Source organism: Alienimonas sp. DA493 (assembly GCF_043951915.1).
Classification (GTDB): Bacteria; Planctomycetota; Planctomycetia; order Planctomycetales; family Planctomycetaceae; genus Alienimonas.
Window position 1 is genome coordinate 14,598 of sequence record NZ_JBINJD010000034.1, and the last position, 23,570, is coordinate 38,167.

Genomic DNA, 23,570 nt, shown 5'->3' on the forward strand with positions numbered 1-23,570 from the left:
GGTCACCGGTCCCGATCGCGGCGGCGTTCCTCATCGTCGCGGGGCGGCCGGAGCCGGTCGTCGTCTCGGGCGCCGCGATCACGGTCCCGCAGCACGTCGGGCAGTCGATCGCCGGGGGAACTCTCCGGCGCCTCGAAGGGAACCGGACGCCGGGGGATGCCCGGCCCGCCGCGGCCCGTGCGGACGTCGACGTTGAGCAGTTGCCGGTTCCGCACGTTCTGGACGAGCAGCGTCACCTCGCCGCGTCGATCGGCCCGGCGGCGAATCTCCCGGCCCAGCGGGTACAGCCGGCCCCGCACGTAGCCGACCTGAAAGCCGTCCACCGTGATGATGCGGTCGCCCCGCTCCAGCCCCACCCGGGCCGCCGGGCTGCCGGGGATCACGCCGGTGACGGCGACGCCCTCGCTGGTGTTGTAGGCGTAGACGCCCAACGCGTAGTCCCCGCGGTCCGGCGGGACGAGCTGCGGTTCGAGCCGGCCGTCCCGAGCGCGGCGGTCGGGGCGGCCGTCGCGTTGCCGCTGGGCGGCGGGGGCGTCGGGCATGCCGTCCAACGTGCCGCGGTCGCTGCCGTCCTCGGGGGCCTCGCCGCCTTCGCGGGTGCGGAGCGGCCCGGGCGCCGGCGGGTCGGCCGGCGCCGCCTCCTCCTGGGGAGCGAGCGGCGTCGAAAGGACGGCGACGAGCAGCGGGGCGAACATGGGAGCGGCTTCCGGCAGGGGCGTCGAGCGGCGAGTCTCTCACCGTAAGCAGCCCCCGGCCATCGCTCCTGGGGTCTCCTCGCGGCCGCGGGGCGGGTGATCTCCCGACAGCGGGGCCCGTCGGGGCGCGATCCCCCGCGCGCGGAGCTTCTGGAGGCGGAGCGGTCGGGGGCGAATCCTCCGGGGCCGGACGGTTGGGGGGCTCACCGTTGCCGGGCCGACCGTCGGCGCCCATCCTGACGGGTCGCCACGGTGCGTCGGTCGTCGGTCTGCCGATCGTCTGCGCACAGAACGTTCGAATCCCGTTCGTCCGCGGCCTTCCGTTTCAACCCCAATCTCTCACGCGCCCGCTATGCCTGCGTCCGTCACCTTCAAAGGCGATCCCGTCACCCTCTCCGGCCCCGAACTGAAGGTCGGGGATAAGGCTCCGGACTTCACCCTGCAGGCCGCCGACCTGAGCGACGTGACGCTCTCCACCGACGCCGGCAAGAGCCGCATCGTCGCCGTCGTGCCCAGCCTGGACACCAGCGTGTGCAGCAAGGAGACCAAGACCTTCAACGACGCGGCGAAGAGTGACTCCGGCCTGACGATCTACTCCGTCAGCGCCGACCTGCCGTTCGCCCTGAAGCGCTGGTGCGCCGCCGAGGGCGTGGAGAGCGTCAAAGCGTTGTCCGACCACCGCACTGCCGGCTTCGGCGAAGCGTACGGCGTGAAGATCAGCGGCGGCCCGCTGGATCGCGTCCTCTGCCGGGCGGTGTTCGTGATCGGCCCGGACGACACCCTCAAGCACGTCGAGTACTGCTCCGAGATCGCCGAGGAGCCGAACTACGACGCCGCCATCGCCGCCGCGAAGGGGTGACGCGGGGAAATTCCAAGACCAAGAACTCAAGAACCAAACGACCGCCCGGTCGTCGCAAATTGGTTCTTGGATTCTTGGTCTTGAGGCTTTTTAGAACAGGTTTCCGCCGTCAGGCGAACGGTCCAATCCCAGGTGCTCCCACGCCCGGATCGTGGCGACGCGGCCGCGGCTGGTGCGCTGCATCAGGCCGCAGCGGAGCAGGTAGGGTTCGACCTCGTCCTCCAGCGTGTCGGTCGGCACGCTGAGGGCGTGGGAGAGCGTGGAGAGCCCCACCGGCCCGCCGGCGAAGGCCTCGATGATCGTCCGCAGGTAGCGGCGGTCCTGGCCCTCCAGGCCGAGGGCGTCCACCTCCCGCATCTCCAGCGCCCGGGCGGCGAGCGTCGGGGTGAGGGCGCCGCGTTCGGAGTGCACCTGGGCGAAGTCCCGGCACCACCGCAGCAGGTTGTTCGCCTTCCGCGGCGTGCCGCGGGACCGGCGGGCGAGTTGCTCCGCGGCGTCGCCCTCGCAGGTCAGGCCGAGCTTCGCCGCGTTCCGGCGGACGATCTCGGCCAGGTCCTTCTCCTCGTAGTATTCGACCCGCTCGTGGTTCACGAAGCGGTCCCGCAGCGGGGCCGTCAGCATGCCGCTGCGCGTCGTGGCGCCGATCACGGTGAACGGCTCGATGTTCAAACTCACCGTGCGGGCGCCGGTGCCCTCGCCCATCACGATGTCGACGCGGAAGTCTTCCATCGCCGGGTAGAGGTACTCCTCGACGGCCGGCGGCAGCCGGTGGATCTCGTCGATGAACAGCACCGAGCCCCGCGTGGCGCAGGTGAGGTAGGCGACCAGATCGTGCGGGGCCCGCAGGGCCGGGCCGCTGGTGTACTGGATGTCCCCGGGGCCGCCGTCGGTCGCCAGCTCCCGCGGGACGACCGTGGCGAGCGTCGTTTTGCCCAGCCCCGGCGGACCGTCGAGGAGCAGGTGGCCCAGCGGTTCGCCCCGGCGGCGGGCGGCGTCCAGAGTGATGCCCAATCGTTCGACCACCTTCCGCTGGCCGACGACCTCCGAGAGCCGGCGGGGGCGCAGGCTGTTCTCGAACTCCGCGTCCGGGGTGCCGGGGGCCGGCGTGTCGTCCGGTTCGCCGCGTTCCCGCCGCGGGGCGGGGCGGGGCGGGGGCGACGCCTCGTCCCGCGGGCCGTCGTCGTCGCTGCGGTAGGTGGGTTGGCGGGCCATCCGGGCCTTGGGAGACGAGGGAACCGTCAGGGCCGCCCGCACCGCGGCGGACGGACGGGCGGTGCGGCGACTGCGGATCATGGCGGCGGGGTCGGCCGGCGAGGGGATCATCGGCGGGCGGCGGCGGAGCGTCCAGCGGGGACGCCCGGAACGCCTCACTTTAGTGGTCCCGCGTACACCGTCAATGGGCCGCCGCCGGGCTCCGCTCCCGCGACGGGCCGGCGGCGTGGTTCCCGCTGATCTGCTCGTACGCCGCCACGTTCAGGGCGCTGACGTAGGGAATCGCCAGCAACAGGCCGAGCCCGCAGGGGATCGCCGCGACGGCCATGATCACCCCCTGCAAAATCGAGAGCCCCGCCAGCGCCCACCGGCTGCCGCGGGCGGTCTCCCACGCGGCGGACAGCGGCGTCAGACCGCTCATCTTGTAGTCCACGCAGAGGAACAGGTACGGCCAGAACAGCACGGCCAAGACGAACTGCAGCAGCCCCAGCGCCCCGGTGACCGCGGTCCAGGCAGGATCGAAGTCGAACCCCGGCCCGGCGGGGCCCGGTTGGACCATGGCCGGAAACCCGAGGGCCTGCGCCCCGCCGTCGCCGGCCGACGCCACCGCCCAGGCGAGGTTGCTGGGCAGGGAGGTCATCAGCGTGTAGACGACGGTGGTGAGCGCCGCGCTCGCCCAGACGCCGCGCTCGGCGAACAGGTCCTCAATCGACGCTCGGCCGCGGCGGGCCAAATTGATCCGCAGCCGCACGTAGCCGGCGAGCAGGAACGAGAGCACCGCGATCGCCGCCAACTGGCCGACCTGGTTCACCCCGGTCATCACGAGGGCGGACCCGACGTCCGGCCGGCGGGGGGCGCCGGCCATCGCGTCGGCGAACTGCCCGCCGGCGGCCATGCCGACGAACTGGAACGGCATACCGATCAGGCACCCGCCGAGCAGCATCAGCGCCCCGGTCAGCAGAGCCCCGCCGAGCAACAGGCCGAGGTGCTCGCCGAACAGCCGGTTCCCCTCGCGGAACGTTTCCCCCAACGAAACCGTCCCCACCCGCCGCCGGAAGCGCCCGCCGGCCGCGGCCCGTTCGGACGGGGCCGACTGCGGCAAACGTTCCCCGCAGACGGCGCAGTGGACGGCGCCGGCGGAGTTCTCCGCTCCGCACATCGGGCAGGCGGTCGTCCGCGGGGCGGCCGGCGCCGCGGGCGGCGGCGGGGGGGCGACGCCGGTGTCCGGTACGGTGACGGGGTCGCCGCACTGCGGGCAGGCGGTCGTCTGTCCGACGCGGCTCCGCAGCGTCCGCAGCTCCTTCCCGCAGGTCGCGCAGCGGAACAGCACCCGGTCTCCCTCCACCCGCGGCGCCTCGGGGTCGGGGGCGGCGTCACGGGGGTCGTCGGCGGACATCGGCGGCGGGGCGGACGGGACGAGGGAGAACGGGGCACGATCCCCCGCCGCGAACGCCGCGACAACGATCCCGGATCACGCCGCCCCGATCCTGGCCGCGATCGGCGCTCAGCCGACCTCCAGGTCCAGCGGCGCCGGTTCCTCCCGGTCTGCCCCGCTGTGGGCGAGGCGGTCGTAGACGTGGGCGATTAACAGACCGGCCATCGGCCCGGTGACCGGCAGCGTCAGCGGGCACAGCCAGAGCCCAATCTCCGGTAGGCCGACCAGCGCCGGCAATCCGCCCGCCACCAGGGCGACGGCGCTCACCAGTCCGATCGCAACGTAGCCGCCCCAATGTCCACGCGGCAGGTGTAGGCAGGCCTTCAGCGGGCGGACGTGGCGAAGGTGCGGCCGGTCGACGATGAGGAACGGCAGCGGCCAGAACAGCAGCCAGGCGATCAACGCGGGCAGGGCGATCGCCGCAATCCAACAGGTCTGAACGACGTCGTACGACCCGGTCGCCCGTCGCAGGTCCGACTCCACCGCATCCATCACGAACAGCGCCGCCACCGCCTGACCGCCGAACGCCAACAGCACGAGCCCCCCGCACAGCAGCATGCGGCGGCGGCCGCGGGCCCGCCACAGCGGGGCGAACCGGGAGCCCTCTCCGCTACGACCGCCCCGCGGCAGGACGCGTCGCACCGCCGCGAGGTGCAGGTTCGCCAGCCCCAGCGGCGCCGCGGCGTTCACCGGCAGGGCCGCCAACGCCCCGATCCCGTAACCGAGAAAGAACCCCCACACGGCCCCTTCGCCCCGCCACCCGTCGAGTGCCCCGCCGAGGTACACCCCGCCGACGCCGAGGAGCACCTGGCTGACGAACAGCATGATCCACAGCAGTTCCGCCGCCAGCGCGCTCAGCCCCAGTAACCACCAGTGCCGGGCGAGGTCGCGGGCGGCGTCTTTCACGATCGCCCCCAGCGTCGCGTCGGCGGCGCCGGACCGGGGACTCCGCGGGGCGGCACTGTCGAGGTCGTCCGTCAGCGGGCCCAGCAGTTCGCCGCAGGCGGGGCAGGCGGGGGCGTCCACGGCGACCGGCTCCCCGCAATTCGGGCAACGCGGCCCGGCGGCTTGGCCGCTGGCGGCAAGCACGTTCGCCTCGCCGCACTGCGGGCAGACGACCGTCCCGCCCTGCGGCGGCGCCTCCAGGTCCCGCCGACAGACGACGCAGGGGACGGTCGCGGGGGCGGCGGTCATGGCGGAGAAGGGAACCGGACGACGGCGGACGCCTAGATGACGCCTTCGGGATCCAGCACGCGGGGGCCGTGGGCGTCGGCGTCCGCGCGGTCGAAGCGGTCGTAGGCGTGGGCGAGCATCAACCCGGCCAGCGGCCCCGTGAACAGCAGGCCGACGCCGCAGAGCAGATACCCGACCATCAGGAGCCCGTACGCCGCCGCCCCGACCGCCAGGTACCCGCCCCACGATCCGCCCGGCAAGCGGACCGCCGCCGCCAGCGGCCGCACGTGCCCGAGGTCCGGCCGGTCCAAGCACAGAAACGGCACCGGCCAGAACAGCAGGAACGTGCCCAGCCCGACCACGAACGGCACCAGGTAGAGGCCGATCAGCCCCGCGGCCGCGAAGGCGTCGCCCCCGCCGACGGCCGCCCCGATGCCGAACAGCGCGACCGACGGGAGGTAGGACAAGACGACGTTGAAGACGCCGACGATCAGCCCGCACAAAATCATCCGCCACAGGCCGGGGGAGCGGAACAGCGTGCCGAGTTCCGGCCGGGTGCGGACCGCCTCCAGGTGCATCCCGGCCAGACCGAGCGTCAGCCAACTGCTGACGGCCGTAATCGTCCCGAACAGCACGAAGAACCAGGCGACCGCCATCACGACGAGCAACGCCTCCGAGCCGGCGCCCCCGCCGCCCGCGGCCATGCCGGCGAACATCACGACGAACATCCCGACGTAGAGCGTGAATCCCACCCCCATCAGAATCGACAGCGACAGCAGCACGGCGGCCAGCAGGACGCCGAAGTGCTCCTTCCAGTCCTCAAAGGCGACGTGCCAGACGCTGCCGAGCGTGACCTCGGTCGGCCCTTCGCTCCCCTCGGCCCAGCGGCGACCGGCCGACAGGTCGTTCAGGTCGCCCAGCAGTTCGCCGCAGGAGGGGCAGGCGGCGGCGTCCGGGCTGACCCGTTCCCCGCAGACCGGGCAGACGACGGCCTCTGCAACGTCGTCCCGCGGCTCCGCCGGCGGGCGGTCCGGCACCCGCACTCGGTCGCCGCACTGCGGGCAGTCGGCCTCCGCCCCGGCTTTGCTGAGCGGGGCCCGCAGCGACTTCCCGCAGGTCTCGCAGTGGAACTCGATGCGGTCGTCGGCCACGGTCCAGGGCTCCGGCAGCGGGAAGAGTGGAAACGGAGCGGCGACCGGACGATGTCCCAACCGCGTCCCCGCCACAACCGATCGACGGCCGCCGGCGGTTCACGTCACTCGTCCCCCGCCTCCTCCGCGGCGGCGGCGTCGAGCCGGGCGATGCGGTCGTGGGCGTGGGCGAGCAACAGGAACGCCGGCGGCGCCGTGAATGGCCAGAGAAGAACCGTCGCTCCCACGGTGTAGAACGGCACCGGCGTGTTCGGCGCCAGGAGCATCCCGCCGAAGAACAGCCCCAGCGGCCACGCGAGCAGCGCGTAGGCCAGCAGCCCGGCGGCGGTCGCCTCGAACCGCACCCCCTCGACGAACCGCCACGCTGCCGCGAGCGGCCGCAGCCCGGTCAGGTCGTCGCGGTCGCGGATGAGATATGGAGTCGGCCAGAGGAGGGCGAACTGAGCCGCGGGAACGACCGCCGCCGCGAGCCCCGCGGCGACCGCGCACGTCCTCTGATCCACCCCAGTCCAGTCCGAGGCGAACAGCGGCAGGAGGACGCAGGTCGCCGTGACGAGCACCGGCGGGATCCCGCACGCCGCGAAGCGGCCGCCCCACGCGGCGAACAGAAATCGGGAACGCCCCGCCGGGGTGGCGGCGCCACGGGCAATTCGGACCGCGTGATCGACCAACCCGGCGACGGTGCGAAAGCCCACCGCCGAAACGCCCACGCCCCACAGCGTACCGACGGCCAGGGCCGTTGCCGGCGAGAAGCGGACGTCGCGGGTCGTCAGCAACAGGGCCAACAGGACCAACAGCGCGAACGACCACCCGCCGGTCAGCAGAACCGCGGCGAGGGTCGTCAGGGCGAAGCCGGGCAGGCGTTCGCGGTAGCTCGACCACATTGCCGCCGCCAGTGCCCCGAGCGTCAGGTTCGTCGGCCCGTCGGGGGCGATGACGGCGGCGCCGTCGGTGGCATACGCGGCCGTCCCGCACCGCAGGCAGTACTGCTCGCCGCCGAGCTCCGCAGGCCGGAACGTCAGTCCGCAGGCGTCGCAGAGGTACTCAGTGCGGCCGGGCTCGCTCACCCGACCTCGTAGCCGTCCGGCAGGTTGAAGTTCGCGGAGACGGATTGGACGTCGTCGTTGTCCTCCAGCTCCTCCATGAGCCGGAGCACCTGCCCAGCGGTGTCGTTGTCGAGGTCGACGTAATTCTGCGGCACGCGGGTCACCTCCGCATTGTCCGGCTCGATGCCGGCTTCCTTGAGGGCCGCGGCGACGGCGTCGAAGTCGGTCGGCGGGCAGAGCACCTCGAACACCGCGTCCTCATCGCTGCCCTCGCGCTTCACGTCCTCGGCCCCGGCCTCCAGGGCGACCTCGAACAGCGTCTCCTCGTCCGTCGCCGAGGCGGGGATCGTGAAGACGCCCTTCTGGTCGAACAGGTAGGCCACGCAGCCGGTCGTGCCGAGGCTGCCGCCGAAGCGGTCGAACGTCTTGCGGATCTCGCCGGCGGTGCGGTTGCGGTTGTCGGTGAGAATGTCGCACAGCACGGCGACCCCGCCGGGGGCGTAGCCCTCGTAGATCACCTCGTCGAAGCTCTCGCCGGTGTCGAGCTCCCCGGCGCCCTTCTTGACGGCCCGCTCGATGTTGTCCTTCGGCATCGACACGGCTTTCGCCTTATCGATCGCGTACCGCAGCCGGAGGTTCATGTCCGGGTCCGGCCCGCCGCTGCGGGCGGCGACGATGATCAGCCGGCTCAGCTTGCCGAACAGCTTGCCCCGCTTTTTGTCGACGATCCCCTTGGATCGCTGGATGTTCGCCCAGTGGGAGTGACCGGCCATTTCGAAACGGGAACGTCTGCTGTCGGAAAAACGTACGGGGGCCGGGCAGGATAGCGGGCGGCGGCCGAGTTAGCCGCTCTCTTCAGGAGAGCGGCTCACCCAACCGCGTCATTCCCGCCCGAGCTTCTGCTTGAGGGCGCGGATCATCTCCTCGTCCTTCTCCTCGGCGGTGTTGGCCCGCTGAAGCGCGGCCCTCCAGGCGTCGCGGGCCTGCTCCGGCTCGCCCAGGGCGGCCCAGAGGTCCCCAAGGTGGCTCCAGATCGTGCCGTCGCCCTCGCGGTCCTGCTCGGCGGCCAGCTTCGCGGCCCGCTCCAGCGGCTCCCGGGCCTCCTGCGGCTTGCCCCGCTTGAGCAGCACCCAGCCGAGCGAATCGAGGAACGCCGCGTTGTCCGGCTCCGCGGCGACGGCGGCCCGGATCATCCGCTCCGCCCGCGGCAGGTTCATCCCGCGGTCCGCCCAGAGGTAACCGAGGTCGTTCAGGATGCCCGGATCGTCCGGGGTGATGCTCAGCTGCCGTTCCAGCACCGCGGCGCCCCGTTCGTAGTCGCCCCGCCGCACCAGCAGGGCGGAGAGCAGCGATCGGGCCTGCTTACCGAGCTCCCCGCCGCCGTTCGGCAGCGAGTCGGCGATCTTGAGCGTCCGTTCCAGCTCCTCGATCGCCGCGTCGCGATCGCCGTCGGCAAAGCGGGCGATCGCCGCCTGGTAGGCGAAGAAGGGATTCTCCGGGGAGAGCGCCTCCGCCTTCCGCAGCGTCTCGACCGCGGCGTCGGCGTCGCCGGCCTGCCGATACAGCTGGGCCCGGACCGTCAGGAACTCCGCCCGCCGGGCGCCGAGGTCCGGGTCGTCCAGCCCCTCGTCCGCCAACGCCTCGTCGGCCACGGCCGCGGCCCGCTCCTCCTGCTCCAGGTCGTTCAGCACGCTGATGAGGGTGAGGAAGACGTCGAACCGCCGGCTGCGGTCCCGCTCCAGGGCGCTGCGGAGCCCCGCCTCGACCTCCTCCGCCCGGCCGGCGGCCGCGGCGAGCTGAGCCCGCGTGACCTCCCGGGCCAGGGCGACGCCGCCGTCGTCCTCGTCCTTCGGCGCGGGATCGGCCGGCGGCACGGCGCTCAGCACGGCGTCGCGGAACGCCTCGTCCCGGGCGGCCCGGACGGGTTCCACGTCGGTGTTCTCCAGCCCCGCGGCTTTGGCCCGGGCGACGGCGTCCAACCAGCCGACGGGGTCGCCGCGGAGCCGCCGCACGGTGCTCAGCGGCAGCCAGACGGTCTCGTTCTCCTCGACCAGCGCCTCCAGTTCCTCCTCGGCCCGCGCCAGATCGCCGGCGTCGGCCCGGGCGGCGGCGAGACTCACCGCCACCGCCACGTTCTCCGGGAACTGCTCGTGCAGGGCGGCGAGCCGGTCGACGATCTCGCCCTTCCGGTCCAGGTCCTGCAACGCTTTCTGGATCACCAGCGCGGCGGCCGCGATCGCGTCGTCGGCTTCGTCCGGAACGTCGGCGAGGAGCTTGTCGATCTCCGTCAACGCCTGCTCCGGCTCGCCGGACGCGACGAGCACCGTCGCCAGTTGCACCCGGGCGGCGGGCTCCTCCGGGGTGTCCACAACGCTGCCGGGGGCGCCGGCCTCCAGCGCGAGCGCCAGCCGAAAGGCCTCCGCCGCGTCGGCGTTTCGGCCGACGCCGGTGAGCACCCGCGCGGCGACGAGCGGGGCGGTGCGGGCGTCGCTCAGCAGGGCGGCGCGGGTCCGGAAGTCGAGCCCGCCCTCAGCGCCGCTCATCAGCGGGATCAGGCGGGCGTAGGCCTCGGCGGCGTCCTCGAACTGCCGCAGTCCGGCGCTGAGCACCGCGAACCCCCGCAGCACCTCGGCGGCCTCCGGGCCGGCCTTCGGCAGGTCCGGGGAGAGGGCGGCCCGCTTCAGGTACTTCTGCGCCTCCGCGGCGTCGCCGGCGCCCAGCTTCAGTTGGGCCAGCGTCCGGGCGAGTTGCCAGTCGTTCGGCAGCCGGTCGGACAGCTCCGCGGCGACCTCAGCGCCCAGGTCGTTCCGTCCCAGTTCGAACGCCACCGCGACGACCGACCGCAGAACCTCCGCAGAGTCCGGGGCGAGTTCGCGGGCGGCGAGGAACGCCTCCAGGGCGGCCTCCGGGTCGCCGTCGCGGAGCAGGAACTGACCGGTGAGGAACCGGGCCGTCGCCTCCACCGCCTCGTCGCCTGTCTCGTCACGGGGCCGCAGCGGCTCGGTCGGCGCGGGCGGGGCCTCCGCCGGGCCGACGGTCAGGGCCGCGGCGGCCTCCGCGGGGGAGGGCGTCGCCGCGGCGGACGGGACGGGTTCCGGCAGCGCCTCCTGGGCCCCCAGCGGAGCGGCCGACGAGCCGAGGAGCCACAGCAGGCCCGCGGCCAGCGGGGCCGCGGAGGGGCGGGCGGTCGTCATCGGTGCGGCTCCCGGGAGGGTGGCGGCGGGCGAGGGGGTCAGCTTTTGGCGGACGATTTCGCGGCGGCCTTCGCCGGTTTCTTCGCCTTGGAGGACGATTTTGACGACTTGGCCGTCGATTTGGACCCGTCCGCCTTCTTGGCGCTCGCTTTCGACGTCTCCTCCGCGTCCTCGGCGGAGGTTTTGGCCGCCTTCGACTTGGCGGCGGCCTTCGGCTTGGCCGCCTTTTTCTTCGTCGGCGGCAGCCCGGCCAACGGATCGGCCAGCGTCTTCTTCAACCGCTCGGCGGCGTCCGCCGGGTTGTAGCCGCCGTCGGGGATCGCCCACTTTTTGCCGAACAGGTCCTTGAACCGCTCGTCCGTGGCGAAGGCCCGCAGCAGGTGGTTGAACTCCGGGGCGTCCGCTTTGCGGATCGCGCTCTTGAGCGAGTCGGCGATCTCCGCCTCGTCGATCTCGCCGGTCTCCTCGTCCCCCTCGGCCAGCCCCAGCCAGACCGCCGCCCGCCCGGTGGTGCCGTCCACCGGCACCGCGTGGCCGCTGAGGGCGTGTTGCAGGGTGTATTGCCGGCTGAAGGTGGACAGGTCGCGGATGCCCTCCAGCGTTTTCTGAGCCTGCTCCAGGGTCTTCTTGCGGATCGGCTCCAGCGTGAAGGTGTAGCCGTCCTCGAACACCGTTTGCAGCACCGTGCGGATGCGGTGCGCCCGCAACTCCGGCCGCGGCAGGCCCTCCAGCGTGGCGCTGATCTCCGCGATGGTGGAGACGCGGATCTCGTTCAGGTCGAAGAAGGCGCCCGTCAGGGACTCGTAGGCCCGCTCCGCGGTCTCGACCGGCAAGTCTTCCAGCAGCACGCTGAAGATCAGCGTTTCCAGCACCGGGCGGTCCGCCTCCGGCGGGGGCGGACCGTACTCTTTTTGCAGCAGCGGGGTGATTGTCTTCGCCAGTTCCTGACGGTCAGACGCCTTCATCAGCGAAGCCTCTTGGTCGGTTGGGGGGCGCGGCGGGCGGGCCGCCGGACGGGGGGGAGAGCCCCGGCGCCGGCGGCGGGGGCGATGAGCGAACTACGGCGACGGCGGGCCGGAGTCAGTCGGGCCGGATTCGTGCGGACCCGAATCGGGAGAGTCCGAACCCGACGAACCGGCGGCGGGCCGGTCGGGCCGCGGCGGCCGGGCCACGGGGGAGGGCGGGGTGTACTCGCCGTCCGGTCGGTCCGGCGGCGGGGGCGGCTCCATCGGGGAGGTCGGGTCCGGCAGGGCGAAGGCGTCGCGGGACCGCGGGGCGGCGCCGGACGGCGCCGCGTCTTCCTCCGCGGTCGGCTCCTCGGCCGCCGGCTGGTTCGCGGCCTCCCTGAAGTCGAACGGCTCCGGGGCGGGCGGGTCCGGTTCGGCGAGGCTGCGGCCGGTCGCCTCCTGCAGCGAGCGGCTGATCTCGACGCTCCGCTTCACCCCGTGATCGGCCACGAAGGTCAGCACCGGCGTGTAGCGGGTCTCCAGCCGGTCGGCGATCTTCGCCTGGAAGAACCCCTTGGCGCTCTCCAGCCCTTCCAGCGCCCGGCGTTCGGCTTCCTCGTCGCCGAGGACGGTCACGTACACCTTCGCGGTGCGGCCGTCCGGGGCGATGTCGGCGTCCAGCACCGTCACGCCGCGCACCCGCGGGTCGCGGATGTTGAACAGCACCTGCGTGCTGACCACCTCCCGGAGCGCCCGGTTCAGCTTTGCCAGTTTACGAGACTTCGCCAACGCGGGGGGGAGGGGGAGTGGACGGAGGACGGGAAGGGGAAAGGAGCGGCGCGGCGGCCCCGCGGGGTCGCCGCGTGACGGAAACCGTTAGCGGCCGCGGCGGCCGCGGAACTGCCGGACGACCGGCTTGGGCGCGTCCGGATCCTCCGGGGCGTCGTCGCCGAGGGCCTCCGCCTCCAGCGCGGCCAGTTCGCGGGCCTGCTCCGCGGCTTTCGCCTCGGCCTCGGCCTGTTCGAGCGTCCGCTTCACCTCCTCGACGCGGTACGCCTCCAGCAGGTCGCCCTCGCGGACGTCGTTGAACCGCTTGAGCCGGATGCCGCACTCGAAGCCCTCGCGGACCTCCTTCACGTCGTCCTTCTCGCGGCGGAGCGAGGCGATGTCGTAGTCCCCGATGATCTCCTGATCGCGGACCACGCGGCAGCGGTGATCCCGGGCAATGGTGCCGCCCAGCACCCGGCAACCGGCGATCGTGCCGAACTTGCTGGTCTTGAAGGTGGCCAGCACCAGGGCGCGGCCGGTGGGGATCTCCCGCTGTTCCGGCTTGAGCAGGCCTTCCAGCTCGTTGCGGATGTCGTCGATCACCTCGTAGATGATCTGGTAGTCGCGGATCTCCACGCCCTCCTGATCGGCCAGCTGCTCGGCTCGCGGGTCGGTTTCGGTGTGGAAGGCGATGATGACCGCCGCGGCGGTGTCCGCCAGCCGCACGTCCGACTCGTTGACCGGGCCGACGCCGCTGTGCTTGAGCCGCACGCGGACCTCGGGGTTGTCCAGGTTCAGCAGTTCGGCCTTGAGGGCCTGCAGCGAGCCCGGGGTGTCGGCCTTGAGGATCATGGGCAGGTCGGTGGTCTCCGCCTCGCCGCGGGCGGCGGCCATGATCTCGTCGAAGGTCTGCGGGCGCTGGTTCATGCTGGCCAGCTCCTCGCTGCGGCCGGCGAAGCGGCGCTGCTCCGCCAGCTCGCGGGCGTCGTCGAGGCTCTTCATCACGAAGAAGTGGGCGCCGGCTTCGGGCACCTCGTCCAGGCCGGACACCTTCACCGGCGTGCTGGGGCCGGCCTGCTTGAGCGGGTTGTCGCGGTCGTCGTACATCGCCCGGACCTTGCCGTAGGCGCTGCCGCACAGGACCACGTCGCCGACCTTCAGCGTGCCGTTCTGCACGATGAACCAGCTCACCGGCCCGCGGCCCTCGTTGCGGAAGGCCTCCAGGCAGGTGCCGACCGCGTCGCGGTCCGGGTTCGCCTTGTACTCGTTCAGTTCGGCGGTGAGCTGAATGGTCTCCAGCAGGTCGTCCAAGCCCTGACCGGTCTCGCCGGAGGTGCGGACGACTTCGACGTCGCCGCCCCATTCCGCCGGGAGCACGTCGTTCTGGGCGAGACCCTGGAGGGTCTTCTGTTCGTCGACGCCGGGCAGGTCGATCTTGTTGAGGGCGACGATCATCGGCACCTCCGCGGCTTTCGCGTGGGAGATGGCCTCTTCCGTCTGCGGCATCACACCGTCGTCGGCGGCGACGACGAGAATGACGAGGTCGGTGACGTTCGCCCCGCGGGCCCGCATCTCGCCGAAGGCGGCGTGACCGGGGGTGTCCACGAAGGTGACGGGCTTGCCGTCATGCATCACCTGGTAGGCGGCGATGTGCTGGGTGATGCCGCCGGCCTCGCCCGCAGCGACGTTCCCGCTGCGGAGCTTGTCCACCATCGTCGTTTTGCCGTGGTCGACGTGGCCGAGGATCGTGACGACCGGCGGGCGGGGCGCCAGGGCCGCTTCGTCCTCGTCCATCTCGAGCAGCTCCTCGAGCTCCGCCTCGAGGTCCCGGCCGCTCTTGATCTCCAGCTCCACGCCGAGTTCCAGCGCGATCTCCAGCGCTTCTTCCTCGGTGAGGGAGTCGTTCATCGTGGCCATGCGGCCGGCTTTGAACAGCACCTGGAGGATGCTGTTCGCCGGGCGGCCCATGCCTTCGGAGAGGCTGCGGACCGTGATCGGCGCCTCGACGACGGCTTCGTTCTCGTACTCGACCGGACCCTTGTTCCGGCTGCGACCGCGGCGGCGCATGCCGGGCGGGAACCCGCCGCCGGGGCGGGGACGGCGCCGGCGGCGCTGGTCCTCGACCCGCTTCAGCTGTTCGAGCCGGCGCTGTTCCAGCAGGCTCTTGGCGTCGGCCTTGCCGCCGGAGTCCCGGCGGAGGGCGCTCTTCCGCTGTCCGGTGGCGATGCCGCGGACGTGCTGCGACAGGGGGCTCTCGCCGCCCATCATCGCGGCCGTCAGCTTCACGTCCGGCTTCTGGGCCTTCGGTTCGTCGGCACTCTTGGCCTTGGCCTTATTGCCGGGGCGGGCCGGCGTGGGCGGCTCCGGCGGGGCGGCGACCGCGGGGCGGGCGATCTGCGGGCGCTTCTTCTCCCGCTGCTTTTTCGTGGTCTGAACGACGCCGATCGCCGTCATCTCCCGCGGACCGCCGGCCCGCATGCGGTCGCGGAGCGAACCGGCGGGCTTGGCCGGGCGCTGCGGGGCGGCGGGCTTGGCCGGCTCGGCGGCCTCCGCCTTGGTGGGCGGCGGGGTCGCGGCGGGCTTGCTCTCCGGCGCGGCGCTGGGGGTCGGTTTGGCCTCGGCGACGCCGGCGGGCAGCGGCTTGTCCGGGCGCTGGGCCGGGGTCGCGGCGGGGGCGGGCTTGGAGGGGGGCGCCGCCGGCTTGGCGACGGGTTTGGCGACCGACGGGGCGGCCGGAGCGTTGCCGGACGGCTTCGACGCCGGCCGCTGCGGGCCGCCGGAGCCGAGGGTCCGCACTGGCTTCCCGCCGCCGGCGACGGGCCGCACCGGCCGCATCGCGGCGATCCGCTCGGAACGGGTCTGCGGCCGCTGGGGCGTCTCGGGCTTCTCCGGTTCGGGAGCGGGCTTCTCCGCCGGCTTGGCTTCGGCCTCGACCGGCGGGGCCTCGGGCTCCGGTTCCGGCGCGGGTTCTTCGGCGACGGGTTCCGGTTCGGGCTCCGGCTCCGGTTCCGGGGCGGGTTCGGGCCGGCGTTCTTGCTTCGCAGGGCCGCCGACGGTGCGGATCTCTTTTTCGACCGGCCGCTGCGGGCGGACGGGGGCCGCCGGGGCGGCGGGTTTGGACTCCGCGGCGGCTTTCTTGGCCGCTTTCTTCGCGGCCTTGCCGTTGCCCCCCGACGCGCCTTCGCCGTTGATGTGGGCGAGGATGACGTCCCGCTCCGCTTCGGACACGCTGGCCAGCGCGTTGTTCTTCACCTTCACGCCGGCCTCCGCCGCGTGTTCGAAGAGTTCCTTGCTGTCCATCCCCAGCTCTTTGGCCAGGGCGAAAATCCGAACCTTCAAGACGGCCTCTCGGGTAACACGCGGGGGGAAGTGAGCGAACGCGGCGCCAGGGGCGGGCGAACGCGGGCGGGATGAGGCAACGCGGGATCGCCGCGGAGGCGGCGACCTGATCTGACGCGGGGGCCTCACCCCCCGCCGATCCTACGCGACCGGACGACGCCGGTCAGACGACAATTTGCCGTCGGGATGGGAAGTCACACGGGTTCTCCCGCCGGCGTCTCCTCCTCGACCGACAGGACGCCGTCGGCGGAGGGGGCGGCGTCGTCCGCGCTCGGACGGGCCTGGTCGGGGGTCACGCCGGCGGCGCCGGCGTTCTCGTCGTCCACCGGGGCGGCGCCGGCGAGGTCGGCATCGACCCCGGGAGCGTCCGACTGCGGCGGGGCGATTTCGTCCGCGGCGGTCTGGTCGAGCGCCGTCTCCTCCGCATCGGCCGGGGCGGCCGCGGCTTCGGGATCGTCGCCGACGGCGACGGGGGCGTTCGTCAGGTTCGCGGTGGCGGAGTCCTCGCCGGCCTCGTCGGCCGGGAGGGGCTCGGCGGATTCGTGCGGCGGACTCATGCGGGCTCCCTCCAGCGCCTCCTCACGCTCTGTGGCGGCTTCGGCCTCGCCCTCGGCGGTCGGGGCTTCGGCGGCGTCCTCGGCCATCGCTTCGGCGACTTCGGGGTCCGGCATCTCGGCGGGGCCGTCGGCCTCGCCGTCGTTCGGGACCGCCGCTCCCACCGCCGCGTTCGCGGCGGCGGCGTCCGCGGGGATCTCCCCGGTGCGGGCCTCAGCGGCGCGGGCGGCGTCGGTGCGGCGCTTCAGGTCGTCTTCGGTCATGCCCATCGCCCGCAACTGCCGGCGACGTTCGCGGGCCATCTTCTCCTCGGCCTCCTGGCGGGCGCTTTCCTCGTCGGCGAACTCCACGATCGCGTCGCAGCTGGCCGGGTCGAGGCCGCTGATCTCCTGCAGGGCGTCCGGCTCGATGATCGACAGTTCGTCGAAGGTGAAGAAGCCCTGGGCGACGAGGTTCTCGGCGAGGTCCTCGTCCATCTGCGGGATGCGGGTGAACTGGGCGACGCTTTCGGCGATCTGGGCGTCGAGCTTCTCCGGGGTCATCACCTGGATGTCCCAGCCGACCAGCTTGGAGGCCAGTCGCACGTTCTGCCCCTTGCGGCCGATGGCGAGGCTCAGATTGTCCTCTTCCACCAGCACGATGACCTTGCCCAGCTGGGGGCAGAGGATCACGTCCTCCACCTCGGCCGGCTGCAGGGCGTTGGGGACGAGCACCCGAAGGCTGTCGTTCCAGCGGATGATGTCGATCCGCTCGCCGGCGAGTTCGTCGACGACGTTGCGGATGCGGGCCCCCCGGACGCCGACGCAGGCACCGACCGGGTCCACCTTCGGGTCGTGGCAGGTGACGGCGACCTTGGAGCGGTAGCCGGCCTCGCGGGAGAGGCTGCGGACCTCAATGGTGCCCTCGGACACCTCGGGGATCTCCAGTTCGAACAGGCGGCGGACCAGCTCGGGGTGGGTGCGGGAAAGGATGATCTTGACCCGGCTGCCCTGCTTGCGGACGTCCATGACGACGGCCCGCACGCGCTCGTTGACGTTGTGCGTTTCGCCGGGAATCTGCTCGCTGCGGGGCAGGATCGCCTCGGTTTTGCCGAGGTTGGTAAGGACGGTGCCGCCGGGCTCCACCTTGGTGATCGTGCCGCTGATGATCTCGCCGCGCTGGGCGGTGAACTCGTCGAAGAGGGCGTCGCGCTCGGCTTCGCGGATCTTCTGGATCATCACCTGCTTGGCGGTCTGGGCCGCGATGCGGCCGAGCAGGTCGCCGATGTCGTCGCTGGAGAGCGGGTTGCCGTTGACGGAGGCGTCCGGTTCGCCGGTTTCGCGGTCGATGGAGACCTGCACCTCGGCGTCCTCGCCGAAGACCTTCAGCGCCGCCTGCGTGATGGCGGCCTCGATGCCCTCGTAGACGATCTCCGCGTCAATATTGCGGTCAAGGCTGATCGCACCGGCGATCCGCTTGATCTCGTTGATCTTCATCGAGGGGGTCGGGCAGCGGGCGGGGTGGCGTCGGCCCCCGCTGGGGAGGGGGCCCGGTGACGGAGGTGTGAAAATGAAAAAGGCGGGCCGAAGCCCGCCCACGGCCCCGCACGTGACGGGGCGCCGAGGTTCCCGGCGGGGTCGCTCCGGAGCCCTCGGGGAGGGGGGCGGGGCGACGCGGGCCGAGGTTCGGGGCGCGGTCCTCACATGAGAGACGAACCGGACATGGGCGGCGAACCGGGGGAGGTGCGCGAAAACGGGGCGGGGGACGCGGCGGAGCCGGTCCGGCATTGTCCTCCCCGGGATCGGGGCGTCAACGGACCGAACCGTACATCGCCGTGGCGGTCGACGAAAAAGCGACGACCGAACCCGACCGATCGACGGACCGATCGGGTGGCAGCGACGGTATGGGCGCCGCGGCGCAGCGTCAACCGGCCGCGCCGCGGCGTCCGACGGTGCGGGAAGGCGGTCGCCCGCGTCCCCCCGGCCCGCCCCGCCCGCCGGTCCGGCCCGTCTCACGCGGGGCCGCCGGGGTCGCTATTCTCCGCACATCCGGCACGACCGCGTCGCTCGGTTCGCCTGCCGTCGCCCCGTCCCTCGTCCTGGTTTCGCAGTCATGCTCCGGCGTCGTCCCGCCCGCCCCGCCGTCTCCGGCCGTTCTTCCCGCGGTCGGTCGCTCCGCAAGTTGGCGCCGCTGGCGGCGGCCCTCGCCGTGGGCACGGTCGCCGCGGACACCGCGTCGGCCCAGTTGTTCCGCCGGTTGCGTCCGCAGCGGCCGGCGGCCCGCGTCTCCGAAGCGCCCGCCCCGGCCCAGGACGGGCAGGGCGCCGCCCCGGCCGGCGACGCCGTCGCCCGGGCGGAGCAGAAGTACCAGGCCGGCGACTACGACGGCGTGGTGCAGGAGACCGACGCCGCCGTCCGCGAGAACGCCCGCAACCACCAGGCGCTGTACTTCCGGGGCAGCGCCAAGGTCGAACTGGGCTTGAAGCGGGGCGACACGGAAATGATCCGCGACGGCATCGCCGACGCCCGCGAGGCGATCAGCCTCGGCGGCCGGACGAACAGCAAGTATTACCTGCCGTACCTCTACGGCATGACCAACCTCGGCATGATCGAGGGCCGCGAGGAGCACGCCCAGGTCGCCGTCGACACGGCCAACACGGTGCTCGGTCGCGAGAACCTCGACGCCGATACCGAAGGCAACCTGCTGTATCAGCGGGCTCTCGCCAAGCGGTACCTGCAGCAGTACGACGCCGCCGTGGCGGACTTCTCCGCCGCCCTGGAGACGCTGCCCAACCACCTCGCCAGCGCCGCGGAGCGGGCCAACACGCTGCAGATCGGCGGCACGCCGGAGCAGGCCCGCGAGGCGTTCGACCAGATGGTCGCCGCCTTCCCGGAGAACCCGCTCGTCTACAACAATCGCGGCATGTACCTGCTGAGTCAGGACGACCGCGAGGGCGCCGTCGCCGACTTCACTCGGGCGCTGGAGCTGAACCCGAACTATCACTACGCCCTCACGAACCGCGGCAAGGCGGCGCTGGACGCCGGCGACACCACCGCGGCGATCGCGGACTTCAACCGCAGTCTGGAGCTGAACCCGAACCAGCCCGGCGTGTACGGCTTCCGCGGCAACGCAAGGCTGTTCGCCGGCGATCTGAGCGGCGCCGCCGCCGACCAGCAGACGGCGGTTCAGCAGGCGCCGACCAACCCGACGGCCCACAGCGACCTCGGGTTCGTTCTCTTCTTCTCCGGCGACTACGCCGGGGCGCTGGAGCAGTTCGACGCCGCCCTACGGCTCAACCCCGGCTATCGCCACCTGCATCCGTGGCGCCTGGAAAGCCTCATCGCCCTGGGCCGCGACGGCTCCGAGGACCCGGGCGTCACCCTCGCCCTGGACAACGGCGGCAACGGCGTGGACTGGGTCGTGCGATTGCTCCAGTTCCAACTCGACCGACTGACCGCGGAAGAACTGCTGTCGAAGATCACCAGCGAAAACGAACGGGCCGCCGCGGCCCAGCAGTGCGAGGCCCACTACTTTATCGGCCGCGACCGCCTCCGGGCCGGGGACGAGGAGGGCGCCGAGGCCGCGTTCCGCGTCGCCGTGGAGACCGAGCAAAAGCAGCTCTCCGCCTACCGCGGGGCGAAGATTGCGTTGGGCGAGTGACCACCATGTCCTGACCGGGGATGCGACCGGGGCGCCGGGGCGCGGGCGACGCTAGCGTGTCGTCCTCCCGTACCCAGCCCCTGAGGTTCCCTGATGATCCGTGCCCGCCTGCTGACCGCCGCCGCCCTGCTGCTCGCCCCCTGCCTGATGGTGGGCTGCGAGGACGAGCCGGAGACCGAACCCTCCGTCGGCGGCGTCGCTCCGGCCGACCCGGTGGTCGTCGACGACGCGGACCCCGCCCTCGAATCCGGTTCCGAGACGGAAATGGGGACCGATCCCGCCGCCGAGCGGCCCAGCGAAGAACTCGAGGAGGAAGACGGCGGCATCTGAGCCTCCCCGTCGACCGCCGTCCGAACGTCGCCCCGAGCCGGTTCACCGGCTCGGGGCTCGTTCATTCCCGGAACGGCTCCGGACTCGCGTTCGGCCGCGTCGGGTGCGAAGCGTCCCCGGCCCCGGGGTCCCGACCGCGGGTCGGCTGTGGTCGGGATCCCGTTGGGGGCGGCCCGGCGGAAGGCGGGCGAACCCGACGGATCGCCGGCGACTCCGTAGACTGTTCGCCGCTCCGTTCTCACCCCGCCCCCGGTTCGCCATGCCCTCGTCCGCCGTTCACCGTCACGACGTGATCGTCATCGGCGGCGGCCACGCCGGGGTGGAGGCGGCGCTGGCCGCGGCCCGGTTGGGGGCGGACACGCTGCTGCTCACGATGAGCTGCGACACCGTCGGCGTGATGAGCTGCAACCCGGCGATCGGCGGCGTCGGCAAGGGGCAGATCGTCCGGGAGATCGACGCCCTCGGCGGCCTGATGGGCCGGGCGATCGACGCCGCCGGCATCCAGTTTCGCATGCTGAACCGGTCGAAGGGGCCGGCGATGCACAGCCCCCGGGCCCAGGCCGACAAGCAGGACTACCGCCGCTTCGTCAAACTCGCCGTCGAGGACGCGGAGAACGTCAGCGTCCGGCAGGAGACGGTCGTGGGTTTAGTGGTGGATGAGGAGGGAGGAGGGAGGAGTGAGGAGAACTGTAGCTCGAACGCAACTCCTTACTCCTCACCCCTCACTCCTCACGTCGTCACAGGCGTCCGCGTCGCCGACGGCACGGTCTTTCACGCCCCGGCCGTCGTGCTGACGACCGGCACCTTCATGTCCGCGGTGATGCACACCGGTGAGGCGAAGGCCAAGGGCGGCCGCGCGGGGGAGGGGACCTCCTCCGGGCTCTCCGGCGCCCTGCGGGAACTGGGGTTCGAACTGGCCCGCTTCAAGACCGGCACGCCCTGCCGGATTCACGGCGGGTCGATTGACTGGGACGCCTGCGAGCCGCAGCCCGGCGACGCCGATCCGCGGCCGTTCTCCTTCCTCACCGACCGCATCGCGCAGCCGCAGGTCGACTGCTATCTCACGGAGACGACCCCCGCCGTCCACGACCTGATCCGAGCGAACCTGCACCGGGCGCCGATGTACTCCGGGGCGATCCACGGGACGGGGCCGCGGTACTGCCCGAGCATCGAGGACAAGGTCGTCCGGTTCGCCGACAAGTCCTCGCACCAGGTGTTCCTCGAACCGGAGGGCCGCGACACCCGCGAGGTGTATTGCAACGGCATCAGCACCAGTCTGCCGCGGGACGTGCAGGAGGAACTCGTCCGCGGCATCCGGGGCTTGGAGAAGGCCCGCATCACCCGGCTCGGCTACGCCGTCGAGTACGACTTCGCCCCGCCGACGCAGCTCAAGAGCACGCTGGAGACGAACCGCGTCGCCGGGCTGTACTTCGCCGGCCAGATCAACGGCACGACCGGCTACGAGGAAGCGGCCGGGCAGGGCCTGCTGGCCGGGGCGAACGCCGCGTTGGCCGTCGCCGGCAAGCCGCCGCTGACGATCGGGCGGGAGGAGGGCTACCTCGGCGTACTGATCGACGACCTCGTCACGAAGGGCGCCGACGAGCCCTACCGCATGTTTACCAGCCGGGCGGAACACCGCCTGACGCTCCGCCAGGACAACGCCGACCGCCGGCTCACCCCGTTGGCGGCGTCGATCGGCCTGGTCGGTGCGGAGCGGACGGGGCGCCTCGCCCGGCACGAGGCGGAGATCGCCCGCTGCGAAGCGTTCCTCGAGGGGCGCCGCATCGAGGGGAAGACGCTCGCCGAGCGGCTGCGGCGGCCGGAGGTCACGCTGGAGTCGCTGGAGGAGATCCTCGAGTGGCGGGAGCGGCGGTTCGACCCCCGGGCCGCGGAGCAGGCGGCGATCGCGGCGAAGTACGCCGGTTACATCGCCCGGCAGGCCGCGGAGGTGAAAAAGGCGAAGCGGTGGGGGGCGGTCCGCATTCCCGAGGGCTTCGACTTCGCCGCCGTCGAGCACCTGCGGCACGAGGCTCGCGAGAAGCTTGGCAGCGTCCGGCCGGCGGACGTGGGGCAGGCCGGGCGGATCAGCGGTATCACCCCGGCGGACCTGTCCGTCCTGGTCGTCGCCTTGGAGCGGGCCGGCCGCGACGCCGCCGCCCGGGACCGCTCCGTCCCCCTCTGATTGTCCGGGAACTCGGCGGGGGACCGGCCCGGGACGCGGCGTCAAAGTGGGGAATGTGTCGATTGCGGGGGTTTTGCGGGTCGTTGACGATCCGGGGGGGCGACGTATGATCGAGGCATCAGTCAAATCGGGCGGAGTCGCCTTGACCGGCGTGATCTTCCCTTCCTAAACCCCCCAAAGCGGCTCCGGGGCCTGTCGCCCCCCAATCGACAGGGCCCCCCGGGTCCCGGCCCCGCCCGGCATGCCCGACGCTCCCGATCCACCACGCGACTCGAACGCTCCCGACGACGCCCCGAATACGGGCGGCGGCGGGGCGAACAAGTCCCCCGGCGACGACGCCTCCCCCAACCCCTCTGCCAAGAGGCCCTCTTCACGGAAGAAGGGGGGGAAGAAGTCCGGCCGTAAATCCCGATCACGGACTGATCTGTCGATGAAGACCGTCTTCACCACCGGCGAAGCCGCCAAAATCTGCAAGGTCTCCCAGCAGACCATCATCCGCTGCTTCGACAGCGGACAGCTCAAGGGCTTCCGCGTCCCCGGCAGCCGCTTCCGCAGGATCCCCCGGGAGGTCCTGTACAAGTTCATGAAGGAAAACGGCATTCCGACCGACTCGCTGGAGAGCGGGAAGCGGAAGGCCCTGGTGGTGGACGACGACGAGTCGCTGGTCGAACTGATCCGCGACGTGCTCGAGGCCGACGGCCGCTTCGACGTGCGGGCCGTCAACAACGGCTTCGACGCGGGCATCACCGTCAAAGAGTACAAGCCGGACGTGATGATCCTGGACATCATGCTCCCGGACATTAACGGCCAAGAGGTCTGCCAGCGGGTCCGCAGCGACTCCAACCTCGACGCCACCCGGATCATCTGCATCTCCGGGATGGTCGAGCGGGAGAAGGTCGCCGACCTCAAGGAGAGCGGCGCCGACGACTTCCTCCACAAACCGTTCGACGTGGAAACGCTGCTTGAACGGGTGTGTGCCCTGCTCGACATGGAAGCCCCCTCGGCCTGATCGCCGTCCGGGTCTCCTTACCGTTCGTCGGAGCCG

At 72.2% G+C, this 23,570-nt stretch carries 17 protein-coding genes; 5 read left to right on the plus strand and 12 right to left on the minus strand.

Going from position 1 to position 23,570, the window contains the following annotated elements:
* Positions 1-2 precede the first annotated feature (2 nt).
* The gene (locus tag ACG2DA_RS07550) at positions 3-695 is read right to left on the minus strand and encodes a PDZ domain-containing protein (RefSeq protein WP_395254930.1); all 693 of its coding nucleotides are present in this window, start codon (positions 693-695) and stop codon (positions 3-5) included.
* A 352-nt stretch (positions 696-1,047) separates the two neighbouring features.
* Here ACG2DA_RS07550 and tpx point away from each other — a divergent pair, with 352 nt between their 5' ends.
* Positions 1,048-1,554 (plus strand): thiol peroxidase, encoded by a 507-nt coding sequence (gene tpx, locus ACG2DA_RS07555; protein WP_395254931.1) that lies wholly within the window; start codon positions 1,048-1,050, stop codon positions 1,552-1,554.
* Positions 1,555-1,644: 90 nt separating this feature from the next.
* Here the strand turns inward: tpx and ruvB are convergent, their stop codons facing one another.
* From ruvB to nusA, 11 genes are all read right to left on the minus strand, one after another.
* Entirely contained in the window at positions 1,645-2,766 is a 1,122-nt protein-coding gene (ruvB, locus tag ACG2DA_RS07560) for a Holliday junction branch migration DNA helicase RuvB (RefSeq protein ID WP_395254948.1), read from the minus strand.
* A 181-nt stretch (positions 2,767-2,947) separates the two neighbouring features.
* The gene (locus ACG2DA_RS07565) at positions 2,948-4,162 is read right to left on the minus strand and encodes a zinc-ribbon domain-containing protein (protein WP_395254932.1); all 1,215 of its coding nucleotides are present in this window, start codon (positions 4,160-4,162) and stop codon (positions 2,948-2,950) included.
* A 108-nt stretch (positions 4,163-4,270) separates the two neighbouring features.
* Entirely contained in the window at positions 4,271-5,395 is a 1,125-nt protein-coding gene (locus ACG2DA_RS07570; protein WP_395254934.1) for a zinc ribbon domain-containing protein, read from the minus strand.
* 32 nt (positions 5,396-5,427) lie between these two features.
* Positions 5,428-6,525 carry a hypothetical protein gene (locus ACG2DA_RS07575; protein WP_395254935.1) on the minus strand — a complete coding sequence of 366 codons (1,098 nt, stop codon included), beginning with the start codon at positions 6,523-6,525 and terminating at the stop codon, positions 5,428-5,430.
* 104 nt (positions 6,526-6,629) lie between these two features.
* Entirely contained in the window at positions 6,630-7,592 is a 963-nt protein-coding gene (locus tag ACG2DA_RS07580; RefSeq protein WP_395254936.1) for a hypothetical protein, read from the minus strand.
* Positions 7,589-8,344 (minus strand): YebC/PmpR family DNA-binding transcriptional regulator, encoded by a 756-nt coding sequence (locus tag ACG2DA_RS07585; RefSeq protein WP_395254937.1) that lies wholly within the window; start codon positions 8,342-8,344, stop codon positions 7,589-7,591. The genes ACG2DA_RS07580 and ACG2DA_RS07585 overlap by 4 nt, the downstream gene beginning before the upstream one ends.
* Positions 8,345-8,452: 108 nt before the next feature.
* Positions 8,453-10,765: a tetratricopeptide repeat protein gene (locus tag ACG2DA_RS07590; protein WP_395254938.1), complete on the minus strand. Its 2,313-nt coding sequence runs from the start codon at positions 10,763-10,765 to the stop codon at positions 8,453-8,455.
* Positions 10,766-10,803: 38 nt separating this feature from the next.
* Positions 10,804-11,730 (minus strand): hypothetical protein, encoded by a 927-nt coding sequence (locus ACG2DA_RS07595; protein WP_395254939.1) that lies wholly within the window; start codon positions 11,728-11,730, stop codon positions 10,804-10,806.
* A 93-nt stretch (positions 11,731-11,823) separates the two neighbouring features.
* Entirely contained in the window at positions 11,824-12,501 is a 678-nt protein-coding gene (rbfA, locus tag ACG2DA_RS07600) for a 30S ribosome-binding factor RbfA (RefSeq protein ID WP_395254940.1), read from the minus strand.
* A gap of 87 nt (positions 12,502-12,588) precedes the next feature.
* Complete coding sequence (gene infB, locus ACG2DA_RS07605; RefSeq protein ID WP_395254941.1) at positions 12,589-15,819, minus strand: translation initiation factor IF-2; 3,231 nt, start codon at positions 15,817-15,819, stop codon at positions 12,589-12,591.
* Positions 15,820-16,013: 194 nt separating this feature from the next.
* Positions 16,014-17,849: a transcription termination factor NusA gene (gene nusA / locus ACG2DA_RS07610; protein WP_395254942.1), complete on the minus strand. Its 1,836-nt coding sequence runs from the start codon at positions 17,847-17,849 to the stop codon at positions 16,014-16,016.
* A 616-nt stretch (positions 17,850-18,465) separates the two neighbouring features.
* Here nusA and ACG2DA_RS07615 point away from each other — a divergent pair.
* The 4 genes from ACG2DA_RS07615 to ACG2DA_RS07630 all read left to right on the plus strand — a co-directional run bounded on the left by ACG2DA_RS07615 (position 18,466) and on the right by ACG2DA_RS07630 (position 23,534).
* Entirely contained in the window at positions 18,466-20,013 is a 1,548-nt protein-coding gene (locus ACG2DA_RS07615; protein WP_395254943.1) for a tetratricopeptide repeat protein, read from the plus strand.
* A 93-nt stretch (positions 20,014-20,106) separates the two neighbouring features.
* Positions 20,107-20,343 (plus strand): hypothetical protein, encoded by a 237-nt coding sequence (locus ACG2DA_RS07620; protein ID WP_395254944.1) that lies wholly within the window; start codon positions 20,107-20,109, stop codon positions 20,341-20,343.
* 259 nt (positions 20,344-20,602) lie between these two features.
* Entirely contained in the window at positions 20,603-22,525 is a 1,923-nt protein-coding gene (mnmG, locus tag ACG2DA_RS07625; protein ID WP_395254945.1) for a tRNA uridine-5-carboxymethylaminomethyl(34) synthesis enzyme MnmG, read from the plus strand.
* Positions 22,526-22,955: 430 nt separating this feature from the next.
* Positions 22,956-23,534, plus strand: coding sequence for a response regulator (locus ACG2DA_RS07630; protein ID WP_395254946.1), 579 nt, complete (start codon positions 22,956-22,958; stop codon positions 23,532-23,534).
* The last annotated feature ends 36 nt before the right edge of the window (positions 23,535-23,570 follow it).